The sequence below is a fragment of the Streptomyces sp. NPDC051664 genome, from assembly GCF_044453545.1.
Lineage (GTDB): Bacteria > Actinomycetota > Actinomycetes > Streptomycetales > Streptomycetaceae > Streptomyces.
Map to the genome: position 1 here is coordinate 40,630 of NZ_JBITCU010000022.1, position 20,496 is coordinate 61,125.

Annotated in this window: 15 protein-coding genes; 9 read left to right on the top strand and 6 right to left on the bottom strand. The window is 68.5% G+C overall.

Annotation, left to right across the window (positions count from 1 at the left end; translation table 11 throughout):
* Positions 1–25: 25 nt before the first annotated feature.
* The gene (locus ACIA8E_RS30120) at positions 26–1,576 is read right to left on the bottom strand and encodes an esterase (protein ID WP_399302659.1); all 1,551 of its coding nucleotides are present in this window, start codon (positions 1,574–1,576) and stop codon (positions 26–28) included.
* A 630-nt stretch (positions 1,577–2,206) separates the two neighbouring features.
* Between ACIA8E_RS30120 and ACIA8E_RS30125 the strand changes: the two genes are divergently transcribed.
* The 5 genes from ACIA8E_RS30125 (at position 2,207) to ACIA8E_RS30145 (ending at position 11,776) form a co-directional block, all read left to right on the top strand.
* Complete coding sequence (locus tag ACIA8E_RS30125; RefSeq protein ID WP_399302661.1) at positions 2,207–4,465, top strand: SpoIIE family protein phosphatase; 2,259 nt, start codon at positions 2,207–2,209, stop codon at positions 4,463–4,465.
* Positions 4,466–4,674: 209 nt separating this feature from the next.
* A complete protein-coding gene (locus tag ACIA8E_RS30130) occupies positions 4,675–5,619 on the top strand; it encodes a hypothetical protein (RefSeq protein ID WP_399302663.1) in 945 nt (314 codons plus the stop codon).
* Between the two features lie 257 nt (positions 5,620–5,876).
* Positions 5,877–6,416: a hypothetical protein gene (locus tag ACIA8E_RS30135; RefSeq protein ID WP_399302665.1), complete on the top strand. Its 540-nt coding sequence runs from the start codon at positions 5,877–5,879 to the stop codon at positions 6,414–6,416.
* Positions 6,417–6,702: 286 nt separating this feature from the next.
* Positions 6,703–10,563: a S8 family peptidase gene (locus ACIA8E_RS30140; RefSeq protein WP_399302667.1), complete on the top strand. Its 3,861-nt coding sequence runs from the start codon at positions 6,703–6,705 to the stop codon at positions 10,561–10,563.
* Between the two features lie 187 nt (positions 10,564–10,750).
* Complete coding sequence (locus ACIA8E_RS30145) at positions 10,751–11,776, top strand: helix-turn-helix domain-containing protein (protein ID WP_399302669.1); 1,026 nt, start codon at positions 10,751–10,753, stop codon at positions 11,774–11,776.
* A gap of 134 nt (positions 11,777–11,910) precedes the next feature.
* Here ACIA8E_RS30145 and ACIA8E_RS30150 read toward each other — a convergent pair whose 3' ends face one another.
* From ACIA8E_RS30150 to ACIA8E_RS30160, 3 genes are all read right to left on the bottom strand, one after another.
* The gene (locus ACIA8E_RS30150; protein WP_399302671.1) at positions 11,911–13,263 is read right to left on the bottom strand and encodes a PA14 domain-containing protein; all 1,353 of its coding nucleotides are present in this window, start codon (positions 13,261–13,263) and stop codon (positions 11,911–11,913) included.
* 380 nt (positions 13,264–13,643) lie between these two features.
* Positions 13,644–13,913 carry a hypothetical protein gene (locus ACIA8E_RS30155; RefSeq protein WP_399302673.1) on the bottom strand — a complete coding sequence of 90 codons (270 nt, stop codon included), beginning with the start codon at positions 13,911–13,913 and terminating at the stop codon, positions 13,644–13,646.
* 7 nt (positions 13,914–13,920) lie between these two features.
* Positions 13,921–14,805: an SIS domain-containing protein gene (locus tag ACIA8E_RS30160; protein WP_399302675.1), complete on the bottom strand. Its 885-nt coding sequence runs from the start codon at positions 14,803–14,805 to the stop codon at positions 13,921–13,923.
* Positions 14,806–14,990: 185 nt separating this feature from the next.
* Between ACIA8E_RS30160 and ACIA8E_RS30165 the strand changes: the two genes are divergently transcribed.
* On the top strand, positions 14,991–15,791 hold the full coding sequence (locus ACIA8E_RS30165) for a DeoR/GlpR family DNA-binding transcription regulator (RefSeq protein ID WP_267000833.1): 801 nt from the start codon (positions 14,991–14,993) through the stop codon (positions 15,789–15,791).
* Positions 15,792–15,993: 202 nt separating this feature from the next.
* Here ACIA8E_RS30165 and ACIA8E_RS30170 read toward each other — a convergent pair whose 3' ends face one another.
* Entirely contained in the window at positions 15,994–16,230 is a 237-nt protein-coding gene (locus tag ACIA8E_RS30170) for a ricin-type beta-trefoil lectin domain protein (protein ID WP_399302678.1), read from the bottom strand.
* A complete protein-coding gene (locus ACIA8E_RS30175) occupies positions 16,230–16,445 on the bottom strand; it encodes a hypothetical protein (protein WP_399302680.1) in 216 nt (71 codons plus the stop codon). Before ACIA8E_RS30175 ends, ACIA8E_RS30170 begins: the two co-directional genes overlap by 1 nt.
* A 383-nt stretch (positions 16,446–16,828) precedes the next feature.
* Between ACIA8E_RS30175 and ACIA8E_RS30180 the strand changes: the two genes are divergently transcribed.
* The 3 genes from ACIA8E_RS30180 to ACIA8E_RS30190 are packed head-to-tail and all read left to right on the top strand — an operon-like array spanning position 16,829 to position 20,488.
* Positions 16,829–17,839 carry an ABC transporter permease gene (locus ACIA8E_RS30180; RefSeq protein ID WP_399302682.1) on the top strand — a complete coding sequence of 337 codons (1,011 nt, stop codon included), beginning with the start codon at positions 16,829–16,831 and terminating at the stop codon, positions 17,837–17,839.
* Positions 17,836–18,795 carry a carbohydrate ABC transporter permease gene (locus ACIA8E_RS30185; protein WP_399302684.1) on the top strand — a complete coding sequence of 320 codons (960 nt, stop codon included), beginning with the start codon at positions 17,836–17,838 and terminating at the stop codon, positions 18,793–18,795. Before ACIA8E_RS30180 ends, ACIA8E_RS30185 begins: the two co-directional genes overlap by 4 nt.
* A 52-nt stretch (positions 18,796–18,847) precedes the next feature.
* The gene (locus tag ACIA8E_RS30190; RefSeq protein ID WP_399302686.1) at positions 18,848–20,488 is read left to right on the top strand and encodes a hypothetical protein; all 1,641 of its coding nucleotides are present in this window, start codon (positions 18,848–18,850) and stop codon (positions 20,486–20,488) included.
* Positions 20,489–20,496: the final 8 nt, after the last annotated feature.

Consider the following 20,496-nt stretch of genomic DNA (forward strand, 5'->3'; position numbering starts at 1 on the left):
GGCGGACGGGTGTCCGGTACGCGTGTCAGTCGTCGATCGCCGCCCCGTACAGCGCGTCCGCCGTCGGGCCGCCGAAGTCGCCCGCGCCGTAGCTCCAGGAACCGGAGGTGGTGATGCCGCCGGTGCCTGCGGAGAAGACCCAGACGAAGCCGTCGTTCGTGTTCTCGCTCGGCGCCGAGACGAGCAGGCCGAACCGGCCGTCGTCGTTGGGGTCGGTGAAGGAGACCTGGCCGCCGAACTTGTCGCCCTTCTCGACGGTGCCCGGGACGTTGACGGTCCCCTGGTTCGCCGACAGCACGCCGGTGGCCGTCAGGCCCCGGGCCGAACCGCGCAGGACGATGAAGGCGCCCGCGTCCGGGACGGTGCCGATGTCCTCGCCGGAGACGCCGATCGCCAGGTCCGCGAATCCGTCCTTGTTCGTGTCGCCGACGGAGAGGTCGGTGCCGAAGCCGTCGCCCCGCTCGTTCGTGCCCGGCACGCCCGGCGAGTCCTGGGTCCACCAGACCGGCGGGGTGCCAGGGCCCTCCTGGCCTCCGAGCCCGGCCTCGCTGCCGTAGTAGACGCCGACCATGCCGCCGGTCATGCTCTCGCCGCCGTCGTCAGGGCTGTGCGGCTCACCGGTGACCAGGTCGTCGTAGCCGTCGCCGTCGATGTCGCCGGAGGCGACGACGGGGCCGCCGCGTACCGCGGTGACCGGCAGCGGCTCGTCGCCGGAGGCGGTGCCGGGGAGGATGTACGACCAGCCGTGGCCCGGCTCGTCGCCCACGCTGGTGCCGGAGACGATCAGGTCGGCGTAGCCGTTGTTGTCGTAGTCGCCGGTGGTCATCGACTTGGGCTGGATACCCGGCGGCTCGTCGACACCGGACCTGGCGAGCGCCTTCTTCGGCGGCGAGGTGAGCGTCGTACGTGCCTTCTGCCGCGGCTGCCGCGACTGCGGGACGGCGCTCTTCGCGCTGGGTTCGGTGGCCGGCTCGAACTGGTAGGTGGTCAGTCCGACCGAGTCCATGACCGCCAGCAGGTCGCCGGGTGTGGTGTCCGAGAAGCGGGCCGCGGCGAGCGAGGCGCCGAATCTGCCGCCCGTGGTGAGATCGTCGGCCTGCAGCCAGTTGCTCACCGACCCGGTGAGGCCCTTGGGAGTGCCCCACAGGACGACCACGCCGCCCGCGTCGGAGACGGCTCCGATGTCCTCGCCGGGGATACCGACTACCGCGTCGTCGTAGCCGTCGCTGTCGAGGTCGCCGGTGGCCACGGCCTTGCCGAAGTTGTCGCCGGCCTCAGCGGCTCCGGCCACCCCGGAGGAGTTCTGGCTGAAGGCCCTGACATTGGTCGTGCCCATGCCCTTGGGCCCGCCGTACTGCACGGTGACCATGCCCGCGCCCTTGTGCCCGCCGACCGCCGCACCGGGAGAGCCCACGAGCACGTCGTCGTAGCCGTCGCCGTTGAAATCGGTGTTGCGGTCGTTGGCGTGCGTGCCGCCGGGGGTACCGGCGTACGCGGACGGGGCCGAGGCGATGGCCGCGCCCGTGACGAGGAGAAACGATGCCGCCGCGACGGCGGCCGAGCGGTGCTTGCGCATGAACGGCTCCTTGGTTCGGTTCACGAAGGGCCGGGCTTGCTCGGGGGCGCCGGGGTGACCGGAGAGGGCCCGTTCCTTGTCCGGTGCCGTGTATGACAGCGCATGGAGCGCAAGGGTTGTACGTAGGGTGTGTCCGGTTTTCCGAAGAAGATCACTTTGGGGTCGTTGTGGTCCATGCGTGCCGTTCACGCCGGATCGAGACCGTTCGGCGGAACCTCAGGTTCCGGAGGATTGCGGAGCGTCATTCCTGTGTCCCCGGGCTTTGCGTCGGCCGGATCGCCTGGCTCGCCGACCCGTTCGGCGCCCCCTTCGCCGTTCTCGAGCCCGCACCCCAGTCGGCCTGACGAGGAAGCCGCACACTTCCGGGAGGCACTGCTCCGTCCATCGGACCGGACGGGCGGAGCGGTGGGTCGGCCTGTCCGCGACCGTAGGCGGACAGCGGTATTCCGGCGGGCGCGGACGCCACTGTCCGAGGTGTATCCGCTCATGGCTGCCATGCGGATACCCGGATGGCGCCGCGCGGGCGCATACCTGGCGTTTTGCGCCCATACTGAAATTGCTACGGCGCATATCGCCGAGCAGCGGGGTAGCCGCACCCCCACCTGTCGTCGATGCCCCGGGGCGGATCTCATGGACTCCCCATCCTCCGCGGCAGACCCCAAGGGGCCGACCGGGCCGCAGTTGATGTGCCGCGACCGCGTCATCGCCGCTGCGCTGCGGCGGCTGAATCGCGGCCTCGACTGCAGTACCTTCACGGCGTATCTGCTGACCGAGGACGACCAGGCGCTCGGGGCAGCGATGATGGTCGACACCACCCTGAGCTTCACTGTTCCGTCGGGCATGGCGGCGGACGACCGTAACTTCTCCACGGCGAGGGCGCACCAGGCCGGGAAGCTGGTGATGTTCGAGAACACCGATCTCCAGGAGCTGACCCGTCGGTCTCCGGCCCTCTTCATCCACAATCCGTTCCCGATGATGGTCGCCTCCGCGCCGGTGCGGACCCTCCGGTACCGGTTCGGTGCGTTGAGTGTGCGCTGGGTGCCGCCGCGGCCGGTGGCCACCGATTCGCTGGATTTCCTTCAGGCCGTCGCGGACGATCTGGCCGTCGAGCTGACGGACCTCGCGGAGCAGGGCGCGTGGATGAAGGCGCCGTACGTGCCGCTGTTCATCGCCGGGGTGTCGCGTGACCTGGGCGACCCGGTCACGGGAGCGGCTGTGGAAGCCGGCCCCCGCGGACCGGAGGTGCCGGTCGTTCCCAAGCCGACCGGCAGCACGTTTCTCTACCAGTTGCAGAGGCTCGCCGCCGAACTCACGGCCGCGGTGCACATCCGGGACGTCCTCGCCGCCGCGGACACCCAGGTGGTCCGGCCCTTCGGTGGCCGGGCGGTGATGCTGTGCCTCGCCGAGCAGGGCCGGCTCCATGTGGTCGGCGCGGCAGGGTTCTCGCGCGAGTCGGTCCAGCGTGTCGAAGGCACCCTGCTGTCCCGCCACACGCCGGAGACGGACACGCTCCGCGCGATCGAGATCCTGTCCTTCCCGTCGGCCGAGGCGCTGCGGCAGGCCTATCCCGACGTCGATCCCGATCCGGAGGTCCAGGCCCGCGCCTACCTCCCTCTGGTGTCAAAGGGGAGGGCCACGGGCTGCTGTGTCCTGGAGTTCCCGGAACCCGCACCTCCGTTCGCCCCCGAGCAGCTCGCCGTACTGACGATCATGCTGGAGCAGGTGGGCCAGTCCCTGGAACGGGCCCGCTCCTACGAGATCGAGCACGCGCTCACCCAGACCCTGCAGCGCAGCCTGCTGCCGCGCAGCCTCCCGCACATGACCGAGGCGGTCGCCACGGCCCGCTATCTCCCGGCGACCGATCGGGCGGACGTGGGAGGCGACTGGTACGACATCGTTTCACTGCCCGGCGGCGGAATCGGCCTGGTCATCGGCGATGTGGAGGGCCACAGCCTGGAGGCGGTGGCGGTGATGGGCCAACTGCGCAGCGGCGTCAGGGCGTACGCCGCCGAGGGACACGATCCGGCCATCGTGCTGGAACGGAGCAATCGGCTGCTCTCCGGGCTGGGCGCGGATCTGTATGCCACGTGCTGCTGTGTGTGGCTCGACCTGGCGAGCGGGACCGCCACCACGGCGACCGCGGGCCACCCGAGCCCCCTCATCGTCGACGCGGACGGAAACGGCGTCACCGAATCGCTGCCCGTGGGGCTGCCGTTGGGTGTCGATGTGCAGGCCCGGTACGAGCAGAGCGAGGTACAGGTGGTGGCGGGGTCGGTGATGGCGCTCTTCACCGACGGTTTGCTGGACGGGCGGCTGCTCGGATCTGATGCGGCGATGGAGAGACTCGGCCGTGTGCTGGCCGATCACTGCGGCGACAACCTGGAGGTGCTGGCCGACCGTCTCGTCCAGGACCGCCGCGGGTGGCGGGTTCTCGCCGACGACGCAGCCCTGCTGCTGGTGCGGTACGAGGGAGCGCATTCCCGGGAGCACCGGCGGGTGGCACGGATGTCGGTGCAGCGTCACCACCTGCAGGGGGTCGCACAAGTCCGGGAATTCCTGCGGGACCTGCTGCATCAATGGGACATGCTGCCGATGCTGGACACCTTGGAACTGCTGACGTCCGAAGTCGTCACCAACGCCCTGATCCACGCGGACAGCGAAGTGGAGTTGCGGCTGCGGGAGTACCCGGACCGGATCCGGGTCGAGGTCCGTGACAGTGACCCGCATCCACCCGTGCCCACCGCGATCGTCGCGGACGAGGAGAACAACCAGGAAGCGGAGTCCGGGCGAGGCCTGCTGATTGTCGACGCGCTGGCCGGCGATTGGGGTAGCTCGCCGGCGGGGCGCGGGAAAACGACCTGGTTCGATATTGCTATTCCGGCTGAATGACGATATTGATGCCCCATCTCGCAGGGCAGGAGATGCCGAGCGAAAAAAGTGCACTATTTGGGGTCGAATGGTCGGTTCCGCTCCATGCTTTGTCGCGATTTATGGTGCCGATCGTCACGATCGTCGGCGAGTGAATCGACTTGTCAAATGTGATCCGTCGTGGAGATGATTTCCGACGAACAATTGGTGTGCTCGGCCGAGGCCGGGCAATGGACGAGACGGAATGGAACATGCTTGCCAACTTCGCCGGTAAGCGAAGAGTCGCCTTTATGGGTGCCGCCTGTTTCGTATCGTTGATGGTTTCCGGCTGTTCGGCGGTTCCAGAGAGTGTGAATTCTGCGAAAGTGGACGGGGTGGCGTCCGGCGCCACGAAAGGGCAGGTTCTTCGGTCCAGCGTCCATCTGGAACTCCCCATCCAGGAATATCTCTTCTCGGACGCCGACCTGAAGACCGTCAAGCAGGCCATGCGCACTCTCGCGCAGCGGTGCATGCATCGCTACGACGTGTCCTACGACTTCGGTCCGCCCGCTCCCGCCCTCGGCCCCCGCAACCTGATGGACCGCCGGTACGGCCTGACGGATGAACAGCTGGCGCGCACCTCCGGCTATCACCTCGGCGACCGCGACCCGCGCACCCACCCCGTCACTCCGCCCGCCCCGCCCGTGGGCAAGGCGTTGACCGTGTTCTCGGGGAAGGAGCGTCCTGTTGAGGTCAATGGGGTGAAGGTTCCGGCTCATGGCTGTGCGGGAGAGGCGGAGAAGAAGATTGCGGGATCCGGTCGTCTCGGATCAGGCGATCTGGCCCAGGACCTGAATGGGAGGAGCTTCCTCGCCACCAAGGCGGACCGTCGGGTGACGAAGGTGTTCCGGGCCTGGTCGGAGTGTATGAAGGGCAAGGGATTCTCGTATCCTGACCCGCTGTCCGTGATGGATGACAAGCGGTTCCAGGGGAGGACGCCCGTACCGGAGGAAAAGAAGGTCGCGACCGCCGATGTCGCGTGCAAGGGGCGGGCGAATGTGGTCGGCGTGTGGTTCGGCGTGGAGACCGCCTACCAGAAGTCGCTGATCGCGAAGAACGAATCGGCCCTGAGTGCCGCGCTCAAGGCGAAGGAGTCCCAGCTCGCCGCGGCTGCGGCCGTCAATTCCACCGAATGATCGGTCGGTGACATGTGAGAGCGGGCACCGATGCCGTGCCCGCCCTTTCTCGGTGGGCGGGTGAATGCCGGTCAGATCCTTCTGTGACCAGTGGTGTTGACCGACCTGTCGGTGCGCGGTCCGCCGATCCCGGCTGAGCCCCTGTCTCCCGTGCGACGAGGTCCGCGCCCGCCCGTAGCATGCCGGCGTGCGCGGCACCGACGGCTCCGTCCGGCGCTTGCTGGTCTCGTACAGGTTCGTCGGCCATACTGCCCGCCGTGGAGCAGCGTATAGATCCGAACACTCAGCCCGCGTACGCCGCAGGGACAGACCCGGCGTACATCCCTGGTCTCACGGCCCCCCGCCCCGTGGGGACGCCTGACGCGGACCGGGGGAAGACCGAGGAGCCGGCGCCCGAGGGCGCCGCCCCCGACGACCTGGCCGCCGCAGAGGCCGCCGCTTCCGGCGCGCAGGACGCGCTGGAAGCGCTGGACGCGACGGACGGCGAGAAGGGGGGAGAGGAGGACGAGAAGGCAGCGGACGGACCCGTGTTCGAGGTCAGCGACCGCCGGGGTTCGATCACCGCGGACCGTGACGGCATCCGGTTCACGCTGGACGATCAGGAGGCCGATTTCCGCTGGGACGAAATCGGTGCGGTCGAGGTGAAGTCGCCCCGGTTCGGGCGCCGGTTCACCGTCACCGTCCATATGTCGACCAACCGCTGGTTCAATGCCGAAGTCGAGGCGGCAGCCAGGAGCAGCCTCAAGGAGTGGGCGGAAGAACTCGACGCCGTACTGGACGCCTATTTCGAGGAGTAGTCAGGGACAGTCCTGCCCGTGGGCAGTGGCGAGAGGGGCGGGGCCCGCGGCCGTGAAGGCCGTCGGGCCCCTTCATGGTTGTGGAGCTGCCACGCGGACGGCCCTTTGTGGCGACAAGGCGCCATCTGACACAGAGCCGCCACTTCGCATCTGGATCTTGCGGTCTACACGCAATTAGCTTCCGGCGTGCGCGGCATCGTCCGGACGTTCGGTTGGTCGGCTGTGATGCGACCGAGCATCAGTTCTCTTGACGCGCAAGCCTGTTGAGCTCGCGTAAGGAGTCCTGATGCGTACAACCCGCGAAAGACGGCGGCGCACCGCTGCCGTCGGTGCGGTGGCAGCGGCGGTCGTCCTGTCACTGACAAGCCTGCCCGGGGCGGCAGCAGCCGTGCCGCCGTCGACCGGCCCGAGCGTCTCGGGCGCACCGTCCACGCAACAGAAGGGGTCGACCACCTCGACGCTGACCCTGATCACCGGGGACAAGGTCTCGCTGACCACCGGGCCGGACGGCAAGCAGTCGGTGAACATCCTCTCCGGTGCGGGAACGTCCAAGACGTTCCAGACCGCCGGCGGACAGAACGGCGACCTGTACGTCTACCCCGAGGACGCCATGGCCGCCCTCGCCTCCAGCACGGTGGACGGCGAGCTGTTCAACATCAGCCGGATGATCAGGGACGGCTACGGCGACGCGAAGACCGACGAGGTCCCCGCCATCGTCGACTTCCAGGGGAAGCCGACCGCCGCTGCGCTGAAGCAGAAGGCCGAGGACCTGCCGGGCAGCGACAGCGAGCGGGTCATGCCCCAGCTGGGGCTGTCCGCGGTGCAAGTCGACAAGCACAGCGCGAAGGGCTTCTGGCAGGCCGTCAAGCCCGCCCCGGCACGCAGCAGAAGCGCCCAGGCCGCCACGGTGCCCGGCACTGCCGGGGTCTCCAAGCTGTGGTACGACGGCAAGGCGAAGGTCGCACTGGACAAGAGCGTGCCGCAGATCGGCGCCCCGGAGGCATGGGCCAAGGGGTACGACGGCAAGGGCGTGAAGGTCGCCGTGCTGGACACCGGTGCCGACCTGAACAACGCCGACATCAAGTCCGAGATCGTCCAGAGCCAGAGCTTCGTCAACGGCCAGACGGTCCAGGACGGTCACGGTCACGGCACCCACGTCGCATCCACCATCGCCGGCAGTGGCGCCAACTCCGACGGCAAGTACAAGGGCGTCGCCCCCGGCGCCGACCTGCTGATCGGCAAGGTCCTGTCCAACTCGGGCCAGGGCGCGGACTCCAGCATCCTGGCCGGTATGGAGTGGGCGGTCGAGCAGGGCGCCGACGTCGTCAGCATGAGCCTCGGCGGTCCCGACGCCCCCGGTGAAGACCCGCTGACCAGCGCGGTCAACTCGCTCAGCGCCTCCTCGGGCACCCTCTTCGTCATCGCCGCCGGCAACAGCGGCCCAGGCGAGAGCACCCTGGGCGCCCCCGGCGCCGCCGACGCGGCCCTCACCGTCGGCGCCGTCGACAAGTCGGACGCGCTCGCCGACTTCTCCAGCCGCGGCCCGCGCCTCGGCGACATGGCGATCAAGCCGGAGATCACCGCCCCGGGCGTGGACATCGTTGCCGCCCGCGCGGCCGGCACCACCATGGGCACTCCCGTGGATGCCAACTACACCACGGCCAGCGGCACCTCGATGGCCACCCCGCATGTGGCCGGCTCCGCTGCGATCCTCAAGCAGCGCCACCCCGACTGGACCGGGCAGCGCATCAAGGACGCACTCACCGCGCACGCCAAGTCCGCTGCCGACCAGACCGTCTACCAGCAGGGTTACGGCCGGGTCGACATCCCCGCCGCACTCGACCCGTCGCTGGAGCTGTCCGGAACGGCCGACTTCCGCGTGATCCCGTGGCAGAAGGGTACTTACCCCACCCGCAGCCGCACCCTGACGCTGCACAACGACGCCGCGACCGACACCGTGGTGACCGTGACGGCCGCCGCCAAGGACGCGAGCGGAACCGCGGTCCCGGCCGGCACGCTGTCGCTGTCGGGAGCGGGCCTGTCCGACGGCCGGGTCACCGTCCCGGCCGGTGGCACCGCCGAGGTCGTTGTCACGCTCGACAACAACGGCCTGAAGGCCGGCCAGTACGGCGGGTCGGTCACCGCCACCTCCGACAGCGGCGAGTCGGTGCACGCCGCGCTCGGCTTCGTCACCTCCGTCGAGCAGCACGATGTCACGCTGAAGGTCACCGACCGCTTCGGCAACACCCCCAGCGCGTTCAGGTTCACCCTGCACGGGATGGACAACAACGTCTGGCAGAGCCAGACCCTGTACGACAACGGCACCACCACCCTGTCGGTACCGCTCGGCCACTACTCCGTCGAAGGCTCGCTCTACACGGCGGACCCCGCCGGGGGTGCGGTCTCCTACGCGGCCGACCTGTTCACCGTGCCCAACATCGAGGTGAGTGACCGGGATCAGACCTTCACCGTCGACGGCACCACCGCCACCGACCTCAGCGTGAAGATCAAGGGCGAGAACCGGCCCCTGGAGAACGGCCAGGTGACCACGTTCATCGTCCGTGACGACGGCACCGCAAACGGCCACGCCAACTTCTCCGGCATCGGCAACCTGCTCAACCTCGCCGACACCAGGCAAGGTGCCATCCCCAGCGCCGGCGCCACCACCGGCGCGCTGCGCCTGGAGACCTCCCTGGCCCGGCGCGAACCGCTGGTCCAGCTGGAGGTGACGGGCCCCGGGCACGTGACCATCCCGCTGAAGTCCGCGGTGAACGCGAAGCGCTTCGAGGGCACCAAGCGCACCGACCTGGTCGACCTGGGCGCCGGTACCGAGCAGGACTTCGCCGGTGCCGACGTCAAGGGCAAGACCGTTCTGGTCTCCGTGGCGGACGTCACCAAGGCCGACGACCAGGCCGCCAGGGCTGCGGCCGCCGGAGCCGTCGCGATGATCGTGGCCCCTGCCGACCCCGGCCCGAGCGGAAGCGGCGTCCCCGCCGGCCAAACCATCCCGGTCGCCCACGCCACGTACGACAACGCCGCAACCCTCAAGGGGCTGCTGGCCAAGGGCAAGGTCCGGATCGCGCTGAAGGGCGTCCTGGAGTCGGGCTACACCTACAACCCGCACTTCACCGACGACCGGATCCCCGCCGACCTGGCCAAGACCGTCGACGTCAAGGCCTTCGCCAAGGTCACCAATACGTTCCACTCCGACGGCGCCCGGCGCCTGGGCGCCGAGTACATGAACGTCTGGGGCCCCCTGCAGCTGAGCACCGGCTCCGTGGGTCAGCCCCTTTACCAGGGCACCACCCGCGACGACTACTTCCTGGCGGGCACCGGGGTGACGTACCAGCCGAGCGTGTCGGCCAACTTCAACTCCTCGACCTGGCAGATGTACAGCCTCCGGGGCACCTACCTCACCCCGGGCAAGTCCTACACCCGGAGCTGGTTCGACGCGCCGATGCGCCTGTCCCAGTACGAGTTCGGGCCGTGTGTGTTCTGCCGCACCGACGTCTGGCAGAAACTGCCCGGCACCAACGGCGCCGACAACGATCCCACCCACACCCTGTCGGGCCTGACCGGCACCTGGAGCTTCTACCTCAACGGGCAGCAGATCCCCGGCTTCGGTCAGCTGGCGCAGGAGAAGGCGGACTACCGGTACATCCTCGACCAGAAGCTGGCCAAGGACGTCCCGGGCGTCACCCTGGGCCGCCAGATACACACAGAGTGGAATTTCAGCCAGGCGGCACCGACCACCATGGCCATCAAGGACTGCGACACGGCGTTCATTCCCACGCCCAAGGTCTGTGAGTCCATGCCCGTGCTCCTGCTCGACTACGACCTGCCGCTGAACGTGCTCAACCAGGCACGGGCCGGACTGCCGTACACCTTCACCGTGAACGCGGGACGCCCCAAGGGCTGGGCCGGCTCCACGGCGGTCGCCGGCGCCAAGGTCTCCGTCTCCTACGACGACGGCGCCACCTGGAAGTCCGCCGCGATGCTGCGCAAGGACGACAACTCCTTCCAGGCACTGCTGTGGCACCCCAAGCTGGCCGACACCAACGGCTTCGTGACCCTCAGGACCGAGGTCTGGGACTCCGCGGGCAGCCGCACCGTCCAGACCATCACCCGGGCCTACGCCCTCAAGTGAGGTTCTGAACCAGAAGTACGTCGGACACTGCCGGGCGCCCGGCGCAGGGGTGAGAAATTCCCTGCGCCGGGCGCACTGTCTGTGCAACTGGCCGTATCGTCATCACATTCATGAACGCTTCGACCCGCCGTGATGCCACTTCACCAGGTGAACGGGGCTACTCGGAGCCTGTGAGGGAGATACACAGATGCTGGAGACGCTCGGGCTGAGCACCGCCGAGTCGCAGGTGTACCAACTGCTCGTCCGCACAGGGCGCACCGATGCGGACCGGATCCAGCAGCTTCTCCGCCTTGGTGCCGGGCCTGTCGAAGAGGCGGTCGGCGGACTGGCCGACAAGGGGTTGGTGACCACCACCGACGATCGACCCGCACAGCTGATTCCGTCCCCTCCGGACATAGCGGGGGAGGTGCTGCTGCTGGCGCGGATGACAGAGCTGACCAAGGCCCGCGGGGCTCTGGACCGGCTCGCGGGCGAGTACCGCAGTGCGCCCCGCCCGGACGTCTCGGGGGACATGGCCGACGTCATCTCCGACGAGGAGGTGGCGCTGCGGTACCAGCAGATCCAGGCTCGCGCCCGCAGGGAGGTCGTACGGTTCGACGCCCCGCCGTACTTGGTGACCGAGGCCGTCAACGAGGTCGAGATCGAGCAGTTGGCGGCGGGGGTGAGATTCCGGACCGTCTACGACCGGCTGGGGCTGGAGGCGGACGGGTCGCGAGAGGAGATCATCCAGTACGCGGAGGCGGGGGAACAGGCCCGGGTTCTGAATCATCTGCCGGTCAAGATGGTCATCGTCGACGGTTCGACGGCCCTTCTTGCGATGCGCTCGGACGAATCGTGTGCACAGCGGGTCGTCCATGTCCATCCCGGCCCGCTGCTGGACGCGCTGGTCGCACTGTTCGAGCTGGTGTGGGACTCCGCGCTGCCCCTGCACCCCATGGCGGTTCAGCCGAGGAACGACCTGACGGACGACGACGTCGAGCTGCTGACCCTGCTGCTCTCCGGAATGACCGACACCGGCATCGCCCGACAGCTGAGGATGGGAAGACGGACCGTACAGCGCCGGGTGCGGGATCTGATGGACCGTGCCGCTGCCACCAGTCGCATCCAACTGGGTTGGCAGGCGGCCCGGCTGAGGTGGATCGCCGGGCCGGGGGACCCTATGGGGACCACTCCGGAAGACAGAAGTCCGGGCTGTCGCCTGAACGAGCCCTGACGTCCGTATGGCCGGGCCGGACGATGCCGTACGGAGCGTGCGACGCCGACGGCATGGCGAGGGGGACCGGAAGTTCAGCTTCCAGTCCCCCTGGCGGAGCGCCGCCCGTGTGGGTGCGCTCGGTGCGGGTGCGCTCAGTCGGTCGCGGCGGCGGTCTGTGACGCGCCCGACTCGGTGCCGTCCTCGTAGCGGACCGTGACGCGGTAGTACACCGTGGTGCCGGTCGGCTGGGTGCTGTCCCACCAGTAACCGGCGTTGGAGTCGTCCACGCCGATCAGGTCGAAGGTCCCGGTCTCCGGGTTCCACCGGTGGACAGCGACACCCGACACCCGGCTGCCGTTCTCGTTCCTGTCGCCGGTGCCGCCCCAGGAGATCCGGCCGCCGAGGCTCGTGCTGAGGTAGGTGAGCGGAGCGCCGGTCGCCGGCGGGGCGGTCGGACGGAGGTCCAGCTCGGTGACGGCGGCGACGCTCGCGCCGGTGTCCGGGGTGAGCTGGTTGCCGTACTGGTCGACGGCGACCACGCCGTAGCGCGCCTGCTGCCCGTCGGCCGGTACGGCGTCGTGGAAGGTCGTCGCCGTGATCTCCCGCGGCTGCAGGGTCCAGGGATCCTGCACCGGGGTGTACGTCCACTGCCCGTCGGCCCAGTTTTCCTCGACGCCCTTCGGGGCGGCGGGAGCGGTCCGGTCGACGGTGGTGATGCCGAGGTCGGCGGTGCCCGAGGAGGCATTACCGGCCTTGTCGTAGGCGCGGACCTCGTAGTAGTAGACGTTGCCGTCCTTCGGGACGGTCGTGTCGGTGTACGAGGTGGACGTCGTGGTCGCGATCGGCTTCGCGGGGTAGGAGGTGCCCTTCAGCCGCCGGTACACGCGGTACCCGGCGAGGTCCATCTCCTTGTTCTTGGCCCAGCTGACCTTCGTGGACGTGCTCGCCGTGCTGTAGGTGACGGTGGTCCCGGTCGGGACGAGCGGCTTGACCTTGTCGACGGTCGCCGAAGTGCGGGGGGCGTACGCGAACTTGGCGTTGGCTGCGCCGGTCCAGTTGACGAAGTCGACGCGGAGACTGTGCTTGCCCGACGGGATGGTCACGTTGACGGTCTTGGAGACGGTGGTGGCGACGTTCTTCCACATGTCGACCTTGCGGACGCCGTCGAGGTAGACGCGTATGCCGTCGCGGGAGGAGGCAGTGAACGTGAAGGGCCCGCCGGAACCGAAGTCGCGCGTCGTGGACCAGCGGACGCCGAAGTTGTTGGCGGGCATGCCCTTGAAGCCGGGCGCGCCGGTACCCCAGTTCTGGTTGATCACGGAGTCGCAGTCCGTGGCCTTGGGGGTCCCGGAGAAGGTGGTGTTCGCGTAGAACGTCCGCTTGAAGACAGGTGACGCGCAGGTCACTGCGGCGGAGGCGGGGCCGGCCGCGGCGAGCAGCCCGCCCGAGGTGGCGAGCACGACGGCGCCAGCGGTGGCGGCCGTCGTGCGTCTTGGTCGGTTCATGCGTTCCTTCGGTCTTGATCCTCAGCGGCAGGATGTGACCGCCGACGATCAAGACTCGCGAGGAACGCGCTTGGTTGTAGGACCGGGGCCACCTCCCGGGGCGCAGCGGCAGACGTGCGCTCGGCCGCGCGTACCCGTGCGGCGGAAACTTGATCCTCCGTCGGCTCATTTCCGGTGCACAGCAGATCGAAGCCGTCGAAGGAGGACAGCAGCCACAGTCCCGTACCCGCCTCGGTGGCGGAGGGAGTCCGGTCGCAGCAGACCCTGTTCCTACGGCCGGCCAGGCACACCCGCTGTGAGAAACCGCATCAGAGGCCATGAGCAAGGCGCGGCACCATGACGGGGATTGCCGTCAACCGCCACCGGGCCGACCGGTCGGCTCAGATGCCGTTCGGGGCCACGAATGTCTCCAGCGGGACTTCGCAGGTGCCCGACGGCTGCCCCGGGCCGCCGAACCAGCGGACCGACAGGGCGGTCAGGCCCTCCCGGGCCAGGATCCGGCATCGCTCGTCCTCGATCCGGCCACTCGACCCGGCAAGGACGAGGACGCCGGCCTCACTGCCCCGTACCGGCGCGGCGAGGAACCCCTCGCACACGCCGCCGCCGACACCGCTGTGCGCAACGCTGAGCGCGCGCTCGACGATGTCCATCCGCCGGTCAGGCGTCCGCGAGGACCACTGAGCGGGTCAGGTGGCGGGGGCTGTCCGGGTCGATGCCGGCGGCCTCGGCCCGGGCGATCGCCAGGCGCTGTACACGGACCAGTTCGGCCAGCGGGTCCAGACCGCTCTCCACCCAGCGGGCCCCGGTCGACAGCACCTGGTCGTCGAGCCCCTCCGGCGCGGCGCCGAACATCCAGGTGGCGGTGCCGGTGGTGGTGATGCTGATCGGGCCGTGGCGGTACTCCATCGCGGGGTACGACTCCGTCCAGGACAGCGACGCCTCCTTCATCTTGAGCGCGGCCTCGTTGGCGAGGCCGGCCGTCCAGCCCCGGCCGAGGAAGGTGAACTGGGCGCAGTCCAGCAGGCCTTCGGGCAACGGCTCGGCCAGTGCGGTCTCCGCGTCGCGGACCACGGCGTCGGTGTGAAGGCCGAGGTGGGCGCGGAGCAGGGTGAACGTGGTGGTGGCGAACCGGGTCTGCACCACGGACTGCTCGTCGGCGAAGTCGAGCACGACGACATCGTCGGCCGCGGTCATCACCGGGGTGTTCGGGTCGGCCGTGATCGCGACGGTACGGGTGACGCCGCGGAGCCGGCCCAGCAGGTCCAGCACCTCGGTCGTGGTGCCCGAGCGGGTGAGCGCGACGACCCGGTCGTAGCGGCGGCCGAAAGGGAACTCCGATGCGGCGAACGCGTCGGACTCGCCCTGACCGGATTCCTCGCGGAGCGCGGCGTATGCCTGAGCCATGTAGAACGACGTGCCGCAGCCGACGACGGCGATGCGCTCGCCGGTGGCGGGCAGTGCGACCGACTGGCTCGGTGCGAGCTCGGCGGCGCGACGCCAGCACTCCGGCTGACTGGCTGTCTCAATCTCGACAAACGACACTTTTGCACTCCGTACAGGTGATGGGATGCTCGTTCACGCACGTTATAGGTGAACTACAAGCATTATCAAGCATTCTTGTTGCAGGAGACTTGACTGATCAGAGCCTTGTGCGACGCTTGCGCGTGTCCGGTGACCGTGCCCAAGGGGATGGGTGCTCGAATCCCGGACCCGTAAGGAGAGTTCTCTTGTCCAGGGATGCCCGGTGGAACGCGCTGCTGGAGCTGGTCGGGAAGCACGGCAGGGTGGAGGTCGAGGACGCCGCGACGACGCTGGATGTCTCGGCCGCGACCATCCGCCGTGACCTGGACCAGCTTGCCGAGCAGCAGCTGCTCACCCGTACCCGCGGTGGCGCCGTCGCGCACGGGGTCTCGTACGAGCTGGCGCTGCGCTACAAGACGGGACGCCACGCCCCGGAGAAGCAGGCCATCGGCCGCGCCGTGTCCGAACTCGTCGCCGTCGGCGAAGTGGTGGGGCTGACCGGCGGCACCACGATCACCGAGGTCGCCCGCTCGCTGGCCGTGCGCTCCGACCTCGTCGGTGACACCGGCCCCGGGATCGGCGGCCAGCCGACGCTGACGGTGGTGACCAACGCGCTCAACATCGCCAATGAGCTGGTGATCCGGCCGCAGATAAAGATCGTGGTGACCGGAGGCGTGGCCCGGCCCCAGTCGTACGAGCTCACCGGCCCGCTGGCCAGCGGCGTGCTGGGCGAAATCACCCTGGACGTCGCCGTACTGGGCGTCAACGCGATCGACACCGAGCGCGGGGCGTACGTCCACCACGAGGGCGAGGCCAGCATCAACAGGCTGCTCGCCGAGCAGGCGCAGCGCGTGGTCGTGGCCGCCGACTCCTCGAAGATCGGCAAGCGGGCCTTCGCCCGGGTCTGCGATCTCAGCCAGGTCGATTTCCTGGTCACCGACACCGGCATCACCCCCGAGGCGAAAGCCCGCTTCACCGAGGCCGGTGTCACCGTCATCGCTGTGTGACGGTGACACCGGTCCGCCCGACGGGGATGCCGTCGCGCGGGATCAGCTCCGCGGCGCGATCCACCGCTCCCGAGGTGCTGGAAGGGATCATGCGGAACGTGGGCAGAGCCCCGACCGCTCATGGGGGCCGGGGCTCACACATCACACCTCGTCGTCAGGCGCGCGGGGCGCCTCGGCGCGCGCGGCCGGTACTCGACGACGGTCAGCGCCAGCGATCCGCCTTGCCCGTGCAGTCGCGCAGCTGCACGCGGTGTCCGGGCACGTGACCGCCCGGCGTGTACAGGCACTGGCCGGTCGCGTCGTTCAAGATCGAGCCGTGTGCGCCGTACATCCAGGTCGCCGGCGGACCCGGGGTGCCCGCACAGGTCGTTGTCGCCATCGGCGTCTTCCCGGTGTTTCCGGGGCTCTCCGGTGCGGCGGTCAGACAGACGTTGTTCATCAGGCGCAGGTCCGGTCGGCGCCGTGCACCCAGCGCTGGCCGGTGCGCCGATGGCAGGTCTCCACGGCGGCGGCCCGGTCCTCGTCGGCGGCCGGATCGGCGTCCTCGGCCCATGCGAGCTGGGTCGCGCGCGCCGTGGACATTCCTGGTCCGGCCGCGAGTTCCAGTGGCGCGAAAGCACTTCCGGCGATCCGGCCGAGGCTGGGCACAGTCACGGGCAAACCTTCTCTGTTTGAGAATGTCGGGATAGATGCCTGTCGACGCAAGATCGAGCACGGTGGAGCGTCCTGGCCCCGTGACGAACCCGCCGACAAGAGGCTCGGCCATCTCGTCGAGGTACTTTCGTGCTCCCACCACGCCTCTCTCGCGCCCGACTTCGGGCCTCAACGGGCTCAAAGCGGACGTTCGCAGACCTTTTTAGATGTCTGTAGATGTTCGTTACCTCTGTGAAATGAACAACTCTTGCCATCCAGGTGCACCGTCGTGAACTATGTGGCTGTCGCCGCGACGGAGCAGCGCCCGCACCTTCGGTGGTGCGTGCCGCCTCCGCAATTGCGGGACTCCCTCTGCTCCATCAGCCCTGGAGGTGCCTGTGACGATGGCAGATGCGCCGGTCTCGGCCGTGCGGTCGCCGGTGCCGCAGCCCCGCGACCCGGATGACGCGGACTCACCCGCCGGGAAAAAGCGCACCGAAGCCCGCATGCGGCAGCCGCTGCGTCACCGTCTGAGGCGGGACAGAGCCCTCCTGCTGTTCTGCCTGCCGGGCGTCCTGTACTTCGTACTCTTCTTCTATCTGCCGCTCGTGGGCAACGTCATCGCCTTCCAGGACTACCAGCCGTTCCTGGGCTTCAAGCAGAGCCCGTTCGTCGGCCTCGCCAACTTCACGGCGCTGCTCTCCGAGCCGGAGTTCTGGTCCGCGGTCTCCAACACCCTGCAGATCACGGCGATTCAGCTGCTGCTCTACTTCCCGGCCCCGATCGCCCTGGCGCTGCTGCTCAACTCGCTGATCAGCGAGAAGATCAAGCGGTTCATCCAGACCATCGTCTACCTCCCGCACTTCCTGTCGTGGGTGGTCGTGGTCGCGATGTTCAAGCAGGTCCTCGGCGGCGCGGGTTCGGTCACCACGCTCCTGATGGAGCACGGGGTCAACATCGGCAACGTGATGACGGACCCCGGCACCTTCAAGCTGCTGATCACCGCCCAGGCCATCTGGAAGGACTGCGGCTGGGGCACGATCATCTTCCTGGCAGCGATCGCGTCGATCGACATGGGCCAGTACGAGTCCGCCGCCATGGACGGCGCCGGCTGGCTCCGCAGGATCTGGCACATCACCCTGCCGGGCATCCGGCCGGTGATCCTCATGCTGCTGATCCTGCGGCTCGGCGACATCCTCTCGGTCGGCTTCGAGCAGATCATCCTGCAGCGCGACGCAGTCGGCCCTGATGCCTCCGAAGTGATGGACACCTACGTCTACTTCCACGGCGTCATCGACGGCGACTGGGGGATGAGCACGGCCGCCGGTCTGATGAAGGGCGTCATCGGATTCGCCCTGATCCTCGCCGCCAACAAGCTGGCCCACCGCTTCGGTGAGCAGGGAGTGTACCGATGAGTCAGCAGACCTTTGCGAGCCGGCTGCGCACCGCCGGGTCCGGCTCGCGCGTCACCGCCCGCGGCCGCGCCTCGTCCGGCCGTCCGCCGTGGATGGAGCGTCCGCACTGGTACGGGCAGGGAGCGAAGGCAGCGGCCCTCGGCGTCCTGACCGTGATCGTGCTCTACCCGTTCGTCCTGGCCATCGGCACCAGCCTGGCCGGCCGCGAGGAACTCAACGCCAACGGCGGCTACGTCCTGCTGCCGAAGCACCCGACGCTGGAGGCGTACCGGGTCATCCTCTCCGGCGGGGTCGTCACGCAGGCCGCGGTGGTCTCCATCTTCATCACGCTGATCGGTACCGCGCTCAGTCTGGCGTGCACGGTGCTCATCGCGTACGGCACCTCGCGCCCCGGCACGGTCCTCGGCAAGCCGATCCTGCTGCTGGTACTGGGCACCTTCCTCTTCGCCCCCGGCATCATCCCGACGTACCTGGCGGTCCAGCAGTTCCAACTGCTCGACACCTACGCCTCGCTGATCCTTCCGGTACTTCTCAACGCGTTCAACATCGTGGTCGTCCGCTCCTTCTTCCAGAGCATTCCCGAGGAGCTGTACGACGCCGCGCGGATCGACGGCGCGGGCGAGGTGACCGTGCTCTTCCGGATCGTCCTCCCGCTCTCCAAGGCCGTCCTCGCCGTGGTCGGCCTCTTCTACGCGGTCGGCTACTGGAACAGCTTCTTCAACGCGGTGCTGTACCTCAACGACTCGGGCAAGTTCCCCATCCAGGTGATCCTGCGCTCGTACGTCCTGAACGGACAGAGCATCAACGCACAGGCCATGGGCGTGCATGCGATTCCGCCCGCGACCTCGCTGCAGATGGCCGTACTGATCATCGCGATCGTGCCCATCTTCTGCGTCTATCCCTTCCTGCAGAAGTTCTTCGTCAAGGGCGTTCTCACCGGGGCGATCAAGGGCTGATCCGCCCGCCGCAGCCCCCTCCCCCCGCACTTCACATACTTCAAGGAGCACCATGTCCACCAACTTGTCCAGGCGCGGTTTCATGGGCGCGGCGGGGATCGCCGGTCTGACCGTGGCAGGCTTGTCGTCCCTGACCGCGTGCGGCAGCGGCGCCACCGTCAGCAAGGGTGGCGCCAAGGCGTCCGCCAGGCTGAAGCTCCCGACGTACGTCACCGCGCAGACCGCCCCCGCCGACCTCGCGGGCAATGCGGCCGGACTGGACGCCACGTACCTGCGCTACCCGAAGAAGCTCACCAAGTCGGTGGCCAAGGCCCCCGGCGACGGCAGCCGCATCACGGCGCTGACCGAGACCTTCACGACGCCCGCGCCGCCGCAGGCCAAGAACGCCTACTGGCAGGAGCTGAACAAGCGCCTCGGCGCGCAGTTCGACATGACGATAGTCGTCGACCAGGGCGTCGACGCCTACCTCACCAAGTTCAACGCCATGATGGCCAGCGGTGACATCCCCGACCTGGTCTGGTTCCCGCCGAACCAGGGCTTGCAGCGCGTGCCCGAGCTGCTGGACGCCAAGTTCCACGACCTCACCCCGTACCTGTCCGGTGACGCGGTCAAGAAGTATCCGAACCTGGCCAACCTGCCCACCACCGCGTGGAAGACCGCCGTCATCAACGGCAAGATCCGTGGCGTCACCGTCGCCTACGGCTCCATGGGACAGGTCTATGTGGTCAATCAGGACTTCTGGAAGCCGGTCGGCGGCGCCGAGTTCACCAGTGCCGAGGACTTCCTCGCCAAGGGCAAGGAGCTTCTCGACGCCAAGCGCAACAAGTACGTCCTGGAGCCGGCATACGTGAACCACGTCGGCATGTTCGGACAGTGGTTCGGCGCCCCCAGCGGCTGGCGGCTGGAGGGCGGCAAACTCACCCACATGTATGAGACGGAGGAGTACCAGGAGGCCCTGGCGTTCGGAGTCAAGGTGGCCAAGGCCGGTCTCTTCTGGCCCGATCCCAACCTCTCCACCACCATGGAGAAGATGGCTCAGGGCTCCCTCGGCGCCTACGTGCAGTCCTTCCCCAGCTTCCTGGTGGACACCAAGGCGTACGACTTCCCCTTCGGCATCATCGTGCCGTTCGCCGCCAAGGCCGGCGCGAAGCCGAAGTACAACATGGGCTACGGCTCGGTCGGCTACACCGCCATCTCCAAGAAGGCCGACGAGAAGCGGGTCGAAATGCTGCTCGGCGTCCTCGACTACCTCGCCGCCCCGTTCGGCACGGAGGAGCGTCTCTTCCTCGACAACGGCATCGAGGGCAAGCACTTCACCCGCACGTCCAGCGGTGACGTCAAGCTCACCGGCAAGGGCAACTCCGAGGCGGTCACCACCGCCATGCCGCTGGCCTTCCTGGCCAACGGACCCGAGTACGTGTACCTCCCGGGCAAGGCGGAGCTGGCCGGTCAGATCCATGCCTGGCAGCAGGAACTGCTCAAGAACAACCAGTCGAACCCGACGAGCGGCCACTTCTCCGACACGTACACCCGCAAATACGCGTCGCTCACCACGGCCATGGCCGACTGCCAGAAGGACATCATGGCGGGCCGCAAGCCGATCTCCGCCTACAAGGAGGAGCTGCGCAAGTGGCGTTCCGGCGGCGGCGACCAGATGCGTGCCGAGTACGAGGCCTCTATCGCCGGTAAGTAGTCTCCGCC

Coding starts and splice junctions, on each gene's coding strand:
- ACIA8E_RS30150 (WP_399302671.1), bottom strand. CDS start 13,263: ATGAACCGACCAAGACGCACGACGGCCGCCACCGCTGGCGCCGTCGTG.
- ACIA8E_RS30185 (WP_399302684.1), top strand. CDS start 17,836: ATGAGTCAGCAGACCTTTGCGAGCCGGCTGCGCACCGCCGGGTCCGGC.
- ACIA8E_RS30145 (WP_399302669.1), top strand. CDS start 10,751: ATGCTGGAGACGCTCGGGCTGAGCACCGCCGAGTCGCAGGTGTACCAA.
- ACIA8E_RS30180 (WP_399302682.1), top strand. CDS start 16,829: ATGGCAGATGCGCCGGTCTCGGCCGTGCGGTCGCCGGTGCCGCAGCCC.
- ACIA8E_RS30130 (WP_399302663.1), top strand. CDS start 4,675: ATGGACGAGACGGAATGGAACATGCTTGCCAACTTCGCCGGTAAGCGA.
- ACIA8E_RS30140 (WP_399302667.1), top strand. CDS start 6,703: ATGCGTACAACCCGCGAAAGACGGCGGCGCACCGCTGCCGTCGGTGCG.
- ACIA8E_RS30125 (WP_399302661.1), top strand. CDS start 2,207: ATGGACTCCCCATCCTCCGCGGCAGACCCCAAGGGGCCGACCGGGCCG.
- ACIA8E_RS30170 (WP_399302678.1), bottom strand. CDS start 16,230: ATGAACAACGTCTGTCTGACCGCCGCACCGGAGAGCCCCGGAAACACC.
- ACIA8E_RS30190 (WP_399302686.1), top strand. CDS start 18,848: ATGTCCACCAACTTGTCCAGGCGCGGTTTCATGGGCGCGGCGGGGATC.
- ACIA8E_RS30155 (WP_399302673.1), bottom strand. CDS start 13,913: ATGGACATCGTCGAGCGCGCGCTCAGCGTTGCGCACAGCGGTGTCGGC.
- ACIA8E_RS30120 (WP_399302659.1), bottom strand. CDS start 1,576: ATGCGCAAGCACCGCTCGGCCGCCGTCGCGGCGGCATCGTTTCTCCTC.